This window comes from Vreelandella sp. GE22 (assembly GCF_968212445.1).
The window spans coordinates 3,320,335-3,333,899 of the sequence record NZ_OZ309110.1 but is presented as its reverse complement, the minus strand read 5'-3'; the positions used below and the strand labels follow the sequence as shown (position 1 = coordinate 3,333,899).

General features: G+C 62.4%; 15 protein-coding genes. 5 read left to right on the top strand and 10 right to left on the bottom strand.

Translation table 11 applies throughout. The features are described from left to right. Positions 1-25 precede the first annotated feature (25 nt). Both ACWHRL_RS15635 and ald read left to right on the top strand, forming a co-directional pair. A complete protein-coding gene (locus ACWHRL_RS15635; protein ID WP_447894395.1) occupies positions 26-460 on the top strand; it encodes an acyl-CoA thioesterase in 435 nt (144 codons plus the stop codon). A gap of 194 nt (positions 461-654) precedes the next feature. Continuing rightward, positions 655-1,773 carry an alanine dehydrogenase gene (gene ald, locus ACWHRL_RS15630; protein ID WP_447894394.1) on the top strand — a complete coding sequence of 373 codons (1,119 nt, stop codon included), beginning with the start codon at positions 655-657 and terminating at the stop codon, positions 1,771-1,773. A 55-nt stretch (positions 1,774-1,828) separates the two neighbouring features. Here ald and ACWHRL_RS15625 read toward each other — a convergent pair whose 3' ends face one another. Next, a complete protein-coding gene (locus tag ACWHRL_RS15625) occupies positions 1,829-2,077 on the bottom strand; it encodes a SlyX family protein (RefSeq protein ID WP_447529986.1) in 249 nt (82 codons plus the stop codon). Positions 2,078-2,240: 163 nt separating this feature from the next. On the opposite strand from ACWHRL_RS15625, the gene ACWHRL_RS15620 reads away from it, so the two are divergent. Then, on the top strand, positions 2,241-2,786 hold the full coding sequence (locus ACWHRL_RS15620; protein ID WP_447529985.1) for a cold-shock protein: 546 nt from the start codon (positions 2,241-2,243) through the stop codon (positions 2,784-2,786). Positions 2,787-2,853: 67 nt separating this feature from the next. On the opposite strand, the gene ACWHRL_RS15615 is transcribed toward ACWHRL_RS15620, so the two are convergent. From ACWHRL_RS15615 to ACWHRL_RS15575, 9 genes are all read right to left on the bottom strand, one after another. Beyond that, positions 2,854-3,243: a hypothetical protein gene (locus ACWHRL_RS15615; RefSeq protein WP_447894393.1), complete on the bottom strand. Its 390-nt coding sequence runs from the start codon at positions 3,241-3,243 to the stop codon at positions 2,854-2,856. Then, positions 3,236-4,420 (bottom strand): succinyl-diaminopimelate desuccinylase, encoded by a 1,185-nt coding sequence (gene dapE, locus ACWHRL_RS15610; protein WP_447894392.1) that lies wholly within the window; start codon positions 4,418-4,420, stop codon positions 3,236-3,238. The genes ACWHRL_RS15615 and dapE overlap by 8 nt, the downstream gene beginning before the upstream one ends. Beyond that, positions 4,407-5,432 carry a 2,3,4,5-tetrahydropyridine-2,6-dicarboxylate N-succinyltransferase gene (gene dapD, locus ACWHRL_RS15605; RefSeq protein ID WP_447894391.1) on the bottom strand — a complete coding sequence of 342 codons (1,026 nt, stop codon included), beginning with the start codon at positions 5,430-5,432 and terminating at the stop codon, positions 4,407-4,409. The genes dapE and dapD overlap by 14 nt, the downstream gene beginning before the upstream one ends. Positions 5,433-5,504: 72 nt before the next feature. After that, positions 5,505-5,852, bottom strand: coding sequence for a Spx/MgsR family RNA polymerase-binding regulatory protein (locus tag ACWHRL_RS15600; RefSeq protein WP_447529981.1), 348 nt, complete (start codon positions 5,850-5,852; stop codon positions 5,505-5,507). 56 nt (positions 5,853-5,908) lie between these two features. After that, complete coding sequence (dapC, locus tag ACWHRL_RS15595) at positions 5,909-7,105, bottom strand: succinyldiaminopimelate transaminase (protein ID WP_447894390.1); 1,197 nt, start codon at positions 7,103-7,105, stop codon at positions 5,909-5,911. Positions 7,106-7,252: 147 nt separating this feature from the next. Next, positions 7,253-7,753, bottom strand: a complete 501-nt coding sequence (locus ACWHRL_RS15590; RefSeq protein ID WP_447894389.1) for a TadE/TadG family type IV pilus assembly protein — start codon at positions 7,751-7,753, stop codon at positions 7,253-7,255. After that, complete coding sequence (locus ACWHRL_RS15585) at positions 7,743-9,923, bottom strand: pilus assembly protein TadG-related protein (protein ID WP_447894388.1); 2,181 nt, start codon at positions 9,921-9,923, stop codon at positions 7,743-7,745. Before ACWHRL_RS15585 ends, ACWHRL_RS15590 begins: the two co-directional genes overlap by 11 nt. A 105-nt stretch (positions 9,924-10,028) precedes the next feature. Next, on the bottom strand, positions 10,029-10,478 hold the full coding sequence (locus tag ACWHRL_RS15580; protein ID WP_447896186.1) for a TadE/TadG family type IV pilus assembly protein: 450 nt from the start codon (positions 10,476-10,478) through the stop codon (positions 10,029-10,031). Positions 10,479-10,579: 101 nt separating this feature from the next. Continuing rightward, a complete protein-coding gene (locus ACWHRL_RS15575; RefSeq protein ID WP_447554155.1) occupies positions 10,580-10,801 on the bottom strand; it encodes a Flp family type IVb pilin in 222 nt (73 codons plus the stop codon). A gap of 402 nt (positions 10,802-11,203) precedes the next feature. Between ACWHRL_RS15575 and cpaB the strand changes: the two genes are divergently transcribed. After that, positions 11,204-12,187 (top strand): Flp pilus assembly protein CpaB, encoded by a 984-nt coding sequence (cpaB, locus tag ACWHRL_RS15570; protein WP_447894387.1) that lies wholly within the window; start codon positions 11,204-11,206, stop codon positions 12,185-12,187. A gap of 146 nt (positions 12,188-12,333) precedes the next feature. Beyond that, positions 12,334-13,557: a type II and III secretion system protein family protein gene (locus ACWHRL_RS15565; RefSeq protein ID WP_447894386.1), complete on the top strand. Its 1,224-nt coding sequence runs from the start codon at positions 12,334-12,336 to the stop codon at positions 13,555-13,557. Positions 13,558-13,565: the final 8 nt, after the last annotated feature.

The following is a 13,565-nucleotide window of genomic DNA, read 5'->3' as shown; positions in this document are numbered from 1 at the left end:
CAGGTTGGCCGAGTAAGGAGCGATGATGGAGTGGGTACTGCCAAAGCCGTTCGTGCTGGATATCACCGTTGACGCGCGCGCCATCGATGCGTACCAGCACGTCAACAACAGCGAGTATCTGCGCTGGGTCGAGCAAATCAGCTGGGCCCACTCCGAGGCGCTGGGCCTCGACCTGGCGCGCTACCGGGCGCTCGATAGGGCCATGGTGGTACACCGCCACGAGCTCGACTACCTCGCCCCGGCGTTTGAGGATGATGCGCTACAGCTGGCCACCTGGATCGTCGAGTGCGACGGGCGTTTCAGCCTGACCCGGCGGTTTCAGCTCAAGCGCAAGGCGGATGCCAAAACCCTGCTCAACGCCCGCACCCGCTTTGTGTGCGCCGCCCTATCGAACGGGCGGCCCAAGCGCCTGCCCGACGAGTATCAGCGCATTTACGGGGCGGCCATCATCGAAGAGTAGCTTGGGAGAGGAACTTGGGAGAGGAACTTGGGAAAGTCGCGTGGATTTTGCTGTGAAAGCATCGTTTACGCGGTAATTTTCTATTGGAAAACGCCTTTGACGGCGTTTTTCTTGTTTTGGGGCCAGATTCTGGCGGTACGGCCTGACTGTGCTGTAATGAAGGAAGATAACCCCATTCCTTCACGAGGCCTGCCATGCATATCGCCGTTCCCAAAGAGATCAAAAACCACGAGTACCGCGTTGCTCTGACCCCCACCGGTGCCCGCGAGCTTGCCGGGCACGGCCATACGGTCAGCGTGCAGCAGGCCGCCGGCGAAGGCGCCGGGTTTGCGGACGGTGATTTCGAGGCGGCGGGGGCGCGCATCGAAACCGACGTCGAGGCGCTTTGGCAAAACGCCGAGCTGATTCTGAAGGTGAAGGAGCCTCAGCCCGAGGAGGTCGCGCGCTTGAAGCCCGGCCAGACGCTTTTCACCTACCTGCATCTGGCCGCCGAGAAGACGCTGACCCAGGGGTTGATCGAAAGCGGCGCGACCTGCATTGCGTATGAAACCATCGTCGATGGTAAAGGGGGGCTGCCGTTATTGGCCCCCATGAGCACCGTAGCCGGGCGCATGGCGGTTCAAGCGGGCGCCCATAGCCTCGAGAAAGCCCAGGGCGGCGCCGGGGTGCTGCTACCCGGCGTGCCCGGCGTCGCGCCGGGTAAGGTAACGGTGATCGGCGGCGGCGTGGTGGGCGAAAACGCCGCGCGCATGGCGCTGGGCCTGGGCGCGGACGTCACCATTCTGGACCGCTCCATTCCCCGGTTGGAGACCCTGGACGACCGCTACCAGGGGCGCATCAAAACGGTCTACTCCACCGCGGATGCGCTGGATGAAGCCGCCAGGACCTCGGACATGATCATCGGCGCGGTGCTGATCCCGGGGGCGGCGGCGCCCAAGCTGATCACCCGTAAGATGCTTGCGAGCATGAAGCCCGGTAGCGTACTGGTGGATGTCGCCATCGATCAGGGGGGCTGTTTCGAGACCAGCAAGCCCACCACCCACGCCGAGCCGACCTATATCGTCGACGGCATCGTTCACTACTGCGTGGCGAACATGCCCGGGGCGGTAGCGCGCACCTCCACGCTTGGCCTGACCAACGCCACGCTGCCCTTCGTACTGGCGCTGGCGGACAAGGGCTGGCAGCAGGCGCTCAGAGACGACGACCACTTCGCGGCAGGGCTCAACGTGCACGCCGGCAAGCTTACCTACAAGGCGGTCGCCGAGGCCTTCGGCCTCGAGTACGTCGCCAGCGGGCCGCTACTCGGCGCCTAGCCCGGGGCGTTTCATGGCCAAGCGTTTGGCTTGCAAGACGTTTTAAGGGTAAGGCTTAGTAGTGCGGGGGCACATCGTCTTCAGGGCGGTGTGCCCCTTCGTTCGATGAGTCGTTGAAGGCCTGGTGCTGCTCGCGCAGCCGGTCGCGCATTAATGTGCTTAGCTGCTCGAGCTTTTCCAGGCGACGCTCCTGCTGGGCGACGGCCTGGTCGAGGGTGTCCAGCCAATGTTCCTGGTAGGCGAGCTTGCTTTCCAGTGTCTCCAGCCGTTGGCTGAGCTCGGCAGGCGATAATTCATTTAGCATGATAAGATCAATACCTTGTAGTGTATGCTCGACACGGTTGACCCGCCCGGCGTCAAAAATCGATGTGGCGCTTGCGTTTATCGCGTTACGGGCGGGTTGCTATAATCGTTTCGCGTATTTTCCTTTGTTTGTTACTCCTACAACAAGAGAGCTTTTACTATCTATGAATCCAAAAGTTGTTGTGCGTTGTTTATTGATCAGTGTATTACTCGCAGCTCCTACGCCGCTGCTGTTGGCAGGTCTTGTTCATTTAACCGATGCGCCGCTGGCTGAACAGTGGCTTTCAGAACTTGCCATTATCGGCACGACCGGCGTGTATGTTGCGGTAGCGCTGGGTAGCTTTATCGTTTTGCTGGTCGGCACCTTGGCGGCGGCGGCATTTGCACCGCCGGTCGTGGTCAATGCCGATGCCGTTCGCGCTGAACCGGCCCGGCCCAAAGCCGCGCCGCGTCACGAGCCGGCCGACGAGGAGCCGGAGGATGTGATCGACCCCAACGACGGGCGTGAAGAGGGCGAGGTCAAGTGGTTCAACACCAATAAAGGCTACGGCTTCATTACCCGTGATAACGGCGAGGACGTGTTCGTTCACTTTCGCGCCATTCGCGGGCGCGGGCCGCGCATGCTGGCCGAAGGCCAGATCGTGCGCTACAACGTAATTCAAAACGACCGCGGGCTACAGGCCGACGATGTAAGCATCATCGAATCCTGAACGCCCTTTAAAGTAGCCTCGCTTCAAACCACAGGCCCCGCTATTGCGGGGCCTGTGGCGTTTTGGGCTAGCGCCCGGAGTCTGGCCAAGCGATGCGCGCTTGCTGGCCGTCGGGCAGTACCTGCCAAAAGGCATCCGGGTCGTCGCCAGGACTCCAGCTGCCCAGCGAGCAGCGCACTTCAGTTTCAAGCGCCTCTGCGGCGGCTTGGGCGCAGGCCTGGTCGTTCTCCCAGGGCGTATGGCCGCTGTCAAACCAAAGACTTGCGAAGCCATCGGCGGTGTTGTCCATCACCAGTACAGGAATCACCTCCCCCTGGTGCGCGCCGCGGGTTCTCCACTGGTGCTTACCCGCCGGGGCCAGCGGCGCGGCATCGATGACGTGGCCAAGCCAGCCGTTCAGCCGCTCCAGGTCGAGCTTGGCGATGTATACCTCGATATCGGGAAAGCGCTCACTCATCGGTTTTCCTCGCGGCGTTGGTGGGCGTGAACAGCGCACCCAGCGTCGCTTCATAGATGCGGCTGAGGGCCTCCAGGTCACTTGCGCGCACGCGCTCGTTCGCCTTGTGAATCGTGTCATTCAGTGGGCCGAGCTCGACCACCTGGGCGCCCAGGGTGGCGATGAAGCGCCCGTCCGAGGTGCCGCCACTGGTGGAGAGCGTCGGGCGCTCGCCGGTTACCTCGCTAACCCCCTGCATTACCGCGTCCACCAGCGCCCCTTCAGCGGTCAAAAACGGCTCGCCGTTGAGCGTCCATTCGATATGAGCGTCCAGCCCGAAGCGTTCGAGTATCGCCTCGGTGCGCGCCTTCAGCGTCTCGCTGGTCACCTCGGTGGAGTAGCGGAAGTTGAACACCACCTCGATCTCGCCGGGAATCACGTTGGTGGCCCCGGTGCCGGCGCGAAAGTTCGATATCTGAAAGCTGGTCGCGGGGAAGAAATCGTTGCCCGCATCCCAGTGCTCGGCCACCAAGGCGTCGAGCGCTGGCAGCGCCTGGTGGATCGGGTTTTGTGCCAGGTGCGGGTAGGCGACGTGGCCCTGCACGCCCTTGACGTGAAGCACGCCGCCAAGTGATCCGCGCCGGCCGTTCTTGATTACATCGCCGAGCCTTTCGGTGGAGGAGGGCTCGCCAACGATACAGTAGTCCAGACGCTCGTTGCGCTCACGAAGGTGCTCGACCACCGCACGAGTGCCGTCGATGGCCGGGCCTTCTTCGTCGGCGGTGATCAGAAACGCGATACGCCCATCATGGTCCGGGCAGCGCGCCAAAAAGCGCTCGACGGCCGTGACCATCGCCGCCAGGCTTCCCTTCATGTCCGATGCACCGCGCCCGCAAAGCATCCCGTGATCGTCGATACAGGGCGTAAAGGGCGCGAACTCCCAGCTGGTGTGCGGGCCGCTGGGTACCACGTCGGTGTGGCCGGCAAACGCCAGCACCGGGCCGTGATGGCCGCGCACCGCCCAGAAGTTTTCGACATCGCCAAAGGGCAGGCGCTCGATATGAAAATCGAGCGCCTCGAGGCGCTCGATGAGCACGGCCTGGCAGCCCTCGTCGTCCGGGGTGACCGAGGCCCGGCCCAATAGATCGAAGGCGAGCACGAGCGTGGGCGACAGCCCCTCCGGCTCAGTTATGGGCATGCAGCGCCTCGTTCAACGCAACCGCGCTTTTGTTGGTCAAGCACTCGACGCGCCCGGTTTGCGAATTACGCCGCAATAGCAGGTCGTTTAGACCAGCCAGTTCGCGCCCGGCGACGACGCCGGCGTCGTTTTTCTGGTCATCGAGCAGCGTGACCTTGGTGCCGGCGGTGATGTAGAGCCCCGCCTCTACGGTGCAGCGATCCCCCAGCGGAATGCCGATACCTGCGTTGGCGCCGATCAGGCAGCCTTCGCCCACCTTGATGACGATATTGCCGCCGCCGGAGAGCGTGCCCATGGTCGAGCAGCCGCCGCCGAGATCTGAGCCTTTACCTACGAACACGCCCGCGGCGATACGCCCTTCGATCATGCCCGGGCCTTCGGTGCCGGCGTTGAAGTTGACGAACCCTTCGTGCATGACCGTGGTGCCTTCACCCAGATACGCGCCCAGGCGCACCCGGGCGGTGTCGCCGATGCGCACGCCGCTGGGCACTACGTAGTCGGTCATTTTCGGGAACTTGTCGACGCAGTCCACGGACAGCGGCTGGCCGGCCAGGCGCGCTTTCAGGCGCCGCGCGGGCAGCTCTTCGATACCGATCGCGCCTTCGCTCGACCAGGCGATGTTGCGCAGAAGGCCGAACATCCCGGTCAGATCGAGCCCGTGAGGCTTGACCAGGCGGTGCGAGAGCAGGTGCAGCTTGAGATACACCTCCGGGGCGCTTTGCGGCGGCTGGTCGGTGTCGATGAACATGGCAACCAGCGGGCGCTTGCTGTCGGCAAGGGACTCGGCAATCGCCGCCTGTTCCGTGTCGCCTGCGTCCTTCAAGGCACTGGCAAGGCGCTGGCAATCCTCGGGTAAAAAGCTGATCGCTTGCGTGCCCGGGGCGGCGTCCAGCGCTTTTTGGGCGGCGGCCACCAGGCTTTCGGCGGGGTTGAAAAGCGGGGCCGGGTAGTAGATTTCCAGCCAGTCGCCTTTAGTGTTTTGCGTGCCGATTCCAAGCGCGAAGCTCAGCATAAAGCGTCTTCCTTTCAAGTGTGTCGATATCTAACGGTGTGCGTACCAGTAAGGTGTTACTGGGTGAACCCGTTACTGGCTAATAGTGTCGTAATCGCCCTCTTTGTAGCCTACCAGGATCTGGTGGCTATCGAGTTCGAGAAGCGGACGCTTTAAAAGCGTCGGGTGCTTGAGAATGAGCTCACGCCCGGAGGTCGCGTCGATATCCTCTTTTTCCTCTTCTGGCAGTTCGCGCCAGGTTTTGCTCTGCTTGTTGATCGCCTTCAATAGCGGGACCTGCTCGAGGATATGCTCCAAAAGGGGCGCCGAGAGGCCGTCTTTGCGCAGGTCGTGGATCTTGAAGAGCAGGCCTTTTTCGTCCAACGCCTTGCGCGCTTTACGGCAGGTGTCGCAATTGTCGATTACATAAAGCGTTAGCATAAAGTCGTCTCCTTGAGCGTCGTGGCGGTTGTCGTTGGGGGTTGCTCAATGCAGCGCTAGCCGCGCTCGATCATCCGGCGCAGGCGGTGCGCCGCCTCGAGCGTGGGCGCTAACTCGGCGACCAGCGCCAGGCGCAGCCGGCCCGCGCCCGGGTTGTGGCCGTTTGTATCGGCGCGGCCCATCAAGCTGCCCGGCAGCACGCTTACGTGCTCTTCGCGAAACAGGCGCTGCATGAAAGCGATATCGTCACCGCCGGGCACGGCGGGCCAAAGGTAAAAGCTTGCCTCGGGCGTGGGAAAATCCATCACCGGGGCCAGCACCTCGGTTACGGCGCTGAATTTTTCTCGATACGCATCGCGGTTGGCGCGCACGTGCGCCTCGTGCTGCCAGGCCGCGATCGAGGCGTGTTGAAGCGGCAGCGACATGGCCGAGCCGTGGTAGGTGCGGTAGCGCTTGAACGGGGCCAGAAGTTCGGCGTCGCCGGCCGCGAACCCGGAGCGAAGCCCCGGCAGGTTCGAGCGTTTGGAGAGCGAGTGAAACACCACGCAGCGGCGATAATCAAAACGGCCAAGCTCGGCGCAGGCTTGTAGTAGCCCCGGGGGCGGCGTGTCTTCGTCGAGATAGAGCTCGGAGTAGCACTCGTCTGATGCGATGATGAAATCGTGCTCGTCGGCCAGTGCAATTAGCTGTTTGAACTCGGCAAGCGGGGTGACCGCGCCGGTGGGGTTGCCCGGCGAGCAAATAAATACGATCTGAACGTCTTGCCAGGTGGCGGCGTCCACCTGGGAGAAATCCGGGCGAAAGCCGTCTTCCGCGGTGCAGGCCAGGTAGTGCGGCTCGCCGCCAGCGAGCAGCGTGGCGCCTTCGTAAATCTGATAAAACGGATTGGGCACCGCCACTTTGGCCGCCCGGCTGCGATCGAGGGCGGCTTGCACGAAGGCGAAGATCGCCTCGCGGGTACCGTTGACCGGCACGATCTCGCGATCCGCGTCCAGGCCCGTAAGGTGGAAGCGCCGGGTCGCCCAGTTCGCGATACTTTCACGAAGCGCGAGCAGGCCGTTGGTCGCCGGGTAGCGGGCCATTTCGTGCTGATGCGCCGTTAGCGCCTCCAGCGCCCCCTTGAACGGGGCATGCTGGGGCTCGCCGATGGTGAGCGCAATGGGATCGAGCTCGGCTGGGGGTGTCAGCCCCTTTTTCAGCGTGGCCAGCTTCTCGAACGGATAAGGATGCAGCGCGTTAAGATCAGGATTCATGGCGGGTCCGTGGCGGGCCTGGGCGGCGGCTGAAAATTGTCAGCTACCGATTATAGGCAACCCCCAGGGCTTGCTCAAACATACCGGGAAATAAGCACCCGCCAAATGGGCAGCGCCCAAGCGGCTTCATTACGCCTCGAGGAGGTCTCAAAGATGGGTGATGGTGTAGCCGCGCACCCAGGGGCGGCCGCTGTCGTCGTTGTGGGGGGGTAGGTACAGGTTGCCGATTTTGACCTGGGGCACGATGGGGTCGTTGGCCTGGAGGCAGACGTGAAGCAGGTAGCGCGGGCTTCGCGACGGGGCCGTGTGGGCCTCGTACGCCCAGTGGCCGTAGTCCGTTCCCGGCAGGGGTTGCCAGGGCGCGTTTTCCGGCGCGTCGCAGCCGCCACGCCAGGCGCCGGGAAGCCAGCTATGGGTGATCGACTGCTCCACCTGCTCGCCCAGGCGCGCCAGTACCGTGGCTCTGGGGGCATCGGTGTCGACGCGCATCGCCGCGCGGGCCGCCTCCGCCGCCCAGTGCTGAAACGACAGGCGCGCGACCGCCGGCAGGGCAAACGCGAAAGCGCCGTACACCAGGGTAAAAAACAGCAGGAAGATGGCCGCGAACTCGATCGCCACGGCGCCGCGCTGTTGGGCGTTAGTAGGCAATCGAGGGCACCCCGCAGTTGGTGGAGTGAAGGTGGACCTCATTACGCCCGAGTGTCACGTCCAATCGATTGCTCAAAAAATCGCCCAGATTGTTCAGACTCGGCTTGGTGGTGTCCAGCAATGGCTTGAGCAACCGGCAAACTTCCCCTGCGCAGGTAACGTTTTGCGTGGCAGCGTTGGCGACGCTTAGCGAGTCCTGGGCACTGATCAGCATCGGCTGGGGGCGGCGCTTGAGCATCTCGGTCAGGTTGTGCGCCAGGCACTCGTTCCATCGAGTGCGGGAATTGCGGGCCCGACCGCAGGCTTGATAGCTGCTGTTGCCCACGACCGGCGTTAGAAGCGAGCCCACGAGGCCGATTTCGTAGTTGGCGTAGAACCTGAAGGCCCGAGCGAAATCTGCCGACAACCACTGGCTGACAGGGCAAAGGAGGCCGAGCAGACAGACTGCAGGCAGCACGTTGTCGATTCTGTAGTCAGTGGTGAGCGCCGGGACGACCGGCCGGCCGTTGGCAGTACGTTCTTCGCTGCCCCCCAGTATCCGCGCGAGCACGTTATCGACGCTGTAAAAGCCATCGGGCTGTTTGGTGGCCTCCAGGTACTGCGTAGCAAGCCTTGCCAGTAAATCCACTTCGGGCGCAGGAGTGCGAACCAGGTTGGCCAGAAGATCCAGCAAATGGCCGGTCAGGCGGCTGAGCGTATTGCTCAGTGTCAACGCATTGGGTTGGGTGTTGCGGCGTTCGCCGGCGTGCATGTTGGGTAATGTCTCGCGGTATTCGAGCCCGCCAATAGGCAAGGGCTTGCGGGGAGGAACGGAGTGGCTGAAGAGCCTCAAAAACTCGGTCTCTTGATGCATGGCGCAGCTTTGGGGCCCAGAACCCGCGCCTGACAGGGGCGGCTCACCCACGCAGGTATCGAGCAGCTTGGCGGCCACCGCAATATCGGCGGTGGGCGTATCGAGCTGGCACTGTAGCCGGGTGAGCTCGGCCTGGGCCGAGCCAAGATCGAGGGTGATCGGAAAGTTGACCCGTACGCCCAGCAGCCCGGAAAAAGCCCCGAGCGGTGCCAGACCAGCGGTATCGAGCTTGACCTCGAGCCTGAGCTGGCCGCCCGGCACCTGGCTGCCCGCCGGCCCAATGGCGATCACCGGCGCCGAGACCATTCGGGCCGCTACCTCGAGGCCGAAAAGCCCGTGGCTTTCAAGCGCTATCGTCTGCTCGCGGGTGCCGGTCAGCAGCGCCACGGCCAAGAGCTCGGCCAGGTTCACGCGGCTTTCGAGTACCGCGCGGGTGCTGTTCACGGCGTCGCGCTTTAGCTCGATCAGCCCGGTGGCGTCGCTTCCCAGTAGTTTCAGCTTGACCTGGCCAAGCCGCGGGTGGGCGGCGATCGCGCGGCCAAAGGCGCGAAGCGAGGCGCGCAAGCTCTCATCGTCGACGTTCCGGGCCATTGCGTCGATCAACTGGGCAAGCGTCAACGAGGCAAGCCTTTGATCGGTGAGCGCGATCAGCTCCGAGGACGTCATACGCGACAACTCCACGATGCTCGTCTCGATGCCGAGCGCTTTGAAAAGCCCCAGCGGGCTTACGTAGGTGCTGGCAACGCCGCTTGTGCTGAGAGTCGTCAAATGCGTGGTGTCGACGCCGGCCGCGCGCAAAAAGCGCCCCACCGGTCGTTCTCTTTCCAGGCGTAGAAGCTGGCTGCCGACCGTAAAGGCGGCCACCGCATCGCTTCGCTGGGCGGTCGCGCGGGCGGTGAGTGCGACGTTCTCACCAAGGCCACGACTGACCAGGGCGCCGCCCCGTAGCACGAGACTCGCTGGGGTCGAGCGACTCACCGTGACCTCGACGGCGGCGTGGGGGATCGGCGATACCTGGCGCATCCCGTCCTGGCTTGCAAGCGTCACGCAGCGCAGTGACAGCGCCCTTTGGGCATCCGGGACGAAGCCATGAACGGCGGCGGACTCCAGGGCGAGCGTTTGGGCAAGGGCGGGAGCGCCGGCACAGTAACCCCGCGGCAAACGGGCGGAGGCCTCGAGAGCCGCTATATCCGCCACTTTCTGCAGCTGGCGCTTTTCGAGAAAAAGCCGCCCGGTATCGACCAACAACGCCATGACCAACAGCAGCGTCAGCAGCACGAAGGCCGTCAGGCCACTAATGAAACCGCGCTGATACAAGGGGCCTCGAGGGCCCGAAAAAGCCGGGGGCATGTTCACCTGCCTGTTATCAAAACGAAGGAAAACGCTTTTCCGGTTGGCGTGTTCTCACCCCAAAATGCACCGCTAATTCGGTGGTGAGGCTATCTCGAGGGTCCGCAAATAGGCGCGCCCCACTATCTGGTCGGGCAGCGGGGGGAATTGAGCGCCCATCAAGCGGATGGGGGGGAGTATGGTGTCCGGCGCAGGGTGATGCAGGCAGACGTGCCAAGCGCCCTCCAGAGGGTCGACCGTCAAATAGCGGTCCTGGCTTGCGCAGGGCGCGACCCAGGACGCCGGCATCCATGCGGCGTCGATGATCGAGGCGATATGTGCCGCCGCCTCGTCTTGGGTGGCTTGATGATGGTTTTTCCAAACCAGGCCTTCTCTTAACGCATCCGAGGCCAACTGCTGATAAGTGGCACTCAGCAACAGCGGCATGGAGAGGCCGATAGCGCCGTAAAAAAGCCCCAACAGCAGAATGAAACTCAGCGCGAACTCGATACTGACGGCCCCTTTCTGGCGAGCTTTTATCATGGCCACGGCGTTTCCAGTCGTCGAATACTTAGCCTGCGGTATTGATTAAAGTTAAAATATTTTGGGAGTTATATATTAGCCTTTATTGATTTTATAGTGCTCTATGGGGCTGGGGTTTCTGGAGTGGTTTGTCCTGCGCCAATATTAAGCGCATCAGAAATTTGTTGGAAAAGCCCGCCGATGCCATTCCCTAGAATAGCCAGTGAGGCAATCAAGATTGCCGCGATCAAACCCGCAATCAATGCATACTCTATGGCGGAGGCGCCTTTTTTATCGTTGTGAAGAGTGGTCAGGTAGGTGTAGAGAGAAACGAACACTTTCATTAGTAATCTCCGATTCAATGGGTAGCGGTATCGATCCGCTAAAGGGTTGTTGATTTCTTAAATGATTGTTTAGTAAGTGGTATGGCTATTTATCGTCATTCTTACCGGTTTCATTAGTAATTTTTTTATTTTTTAATGTTACTTTTTGTTAAGTCTTTGTTTGTTTAATGATTGCCTTAAAGACAAGGATGAGAAGGTTGTTCTCGAGACTCTAATGCTCTTGTCATCATTGTCGTATACCACCTTGCTTATCAATTGAACGCTATCGTTGAATCTCTTTAATTGTGGATTAAGCCAATATTTTATAGATTTTTCGACTTAAAGTGATTTTAACTTTGTGGTTACGCTATCCGATCTTGGTCGATAAGTTAAAGGCCCGAACAACGCTGGGGACTAAAAGTAGTGAGTAGCCGTTTTCTAATGTGTATTGCGGTGGTGCTGGTGTTGGCGGCCATCGCCGTGGGCTATGCGGGTATTCGAATCGCTCAGCAGCCCGCGCCGGCGCCTGCCGCGGGCGTTGACGCATCCGGCGACCCGGTGCTTGGCGAAACGGCCGAGTCCCTGCCTGGTGTGGAGGTCGTGGTGGTCGCGAAGGACCTGCGCGCTTACCACCCCATCGTTCGCGAGGATCTTCAGGTAGAGCGGCTGAGCCTGATGCCGCCGGGCGGATTTAGCGACCCCGATCTTTTGGTAGGGCGCGCCGTGGGGCGCGATACGGCCCAGGGGACGGTATTGAAAGAGAGCTACTTTGCCAGCGGCGGTACGGTGGCGCGCATGATTCGATCAGACGAGCGGGCGATCGCCGTACCTTTTAACCCGGTCATGGGCGCTGGTGGACACATCTCGCCAGGCGACTACGTGGATGTGCTGCTGTTTCTTCCCCAAACCGAGCAAAACGCCGATCGTACGATGCAGGTGGCCGTGCCGGCCCTGCGGGTATTGACGGTGGGTAGCGTGCTGGGGCTGACCGCGGAAGGCGAAACGGTCCAGCCGCTGCCGGTTCAAAACGATAGCTCCTTGGGTAGCGCTAACCCGTCATCCGGGACGCTGGTGCTCGCCGTGCCCGAGACGCTGCTCACCCGCTTTGCCCTGGCCGCGGATGTCGGCGAGCTAAGAATTGCCGTGCGCGCCTCTGAGGAGGGGCGCCTGGCCGATTTTCATCGCGGGGGCGGCGCCTCGATCCAGGACCTCAACCAGCAGCTTTTTCAGTTCGAGCAGCTGGCCCTGCGCCCGGCTGCCCCGCCCCCGGCCGCGCCCGTGAATGACGCCGCGCCGCCCCCGTACCGGCAGGCGCCGGCCCCGGCCCCGGCCCCGCGCTCGCCAGAGACCAGCGAATCGTCGGTCGCCGTGATTCGCGGGGCGGTGAGAAGCCTGGAAGCGCCTTAGACCGCTGCCGCGTTGTTAACGACGTGCCGTTATCAACGCCATGCCAGCCATCCTGGGCTTATAACGATCTACTCATAACGATCTACTCATAACGACAAACCAATACCGAGACGCCAGGGCGTTAAAGGCCAGGGTAAGGGAGACCAATGAAGAACCTGATACGCATGTTAGCCGGCGTGCTGGTGGGCGTGGGTAGCTACTCCTCCGGGGCGCTTGCGCAGTCCAGCTGTAGCGAGTTGAGCCAAGTGCCGGCCGCGCTCGAATTGGCCCCAGGCATACACCGGGAGGTGGCGTTGCCGGTCGCCATCGAGCGCCTGGCGGTCGGCAATCCTGAGGTGGCCAACGTGCAACTGACCTCCGGCAACGCTTTTTTGATCACCCCCCTGGCGGGCGGGGTCACCAACGCCTCGATTTGGACCCCCTGCGCCGATGCACCGGTCGAGCTCGCCCTGAGCGTTTCGGGCGCCGCGAGCCAGGCGCTTGGCGAGCGCGCCTTGCAACGTGCGCCGGTGCCCTCCCAGGTGCAGACCGACATTCGCTTCGTCGAGGTCAACCGGACCCGGCTTCGCGAAGTCGGGGTGTCGCTGTTCGGGGCTTCTAATAACAATCTGTTCGCTTCGCCAGGCGTAGGCCCCGGGTCCGTCGGCGTGGGCACCATCGGCGCGCTGACCCCCGGCGCCAACGTGCCGCTTTCCAGCAGCGGTTTCAACCTGGTGGTCGGGGGTGGGAGTCAGCGCGTCATGGCCGCGCTTAGCGCCCTGGAGACCAGCGGCTTCGCCTATACCCTGGCGCGGCCGAGTTTGGTCGCGCTGAGCGGGCAAAGCGCCAGTTTTCTGGCCGGCGGCGAGTTCCCTATCCCCGTGCCCAGTGCAGGTAGCGACAGCGTCTCCATCGAGTACAAGGAGTTCGGGGTGCGGCTCACGCTGACGCCGACGGTCATCGACGAGCAGCGGATCACGCTCAAGGTTGCCCCGGAAGTCAGCGAGCTTGATTTCGCCAACGGCGTCACTATTGCGGGAACGACGGTGCCCGCGCTGACGGTTCGCCGTTCGGACACCAGCGTTTCGCTTGCCAGCGGCGAAAGCTTCATCATCAGCGGCCTGATCAGCACCAATCGCAGTGCCCAGGTGAGGCAGCTCCCGGGGATCGGGAGCGTGCCGATCCTTGGCGCTTTTTTCCGCAATAGCCAAACCCGCAGCGAAGAGCGCGAACTGTTGATGATCGTCACGCCGCACCTGGTACAGCCCATTGCGGCGGATGCGACGCTGCCCGCCTTGCCCGGCGAAGAGGTGCGCGATTACGCGCCCAGCGTGCACGAGCTGCTGCTCGAGGACGGCTCGTTCAACCGCAGCGTCGGACTGTCACAATAGGGGCGATG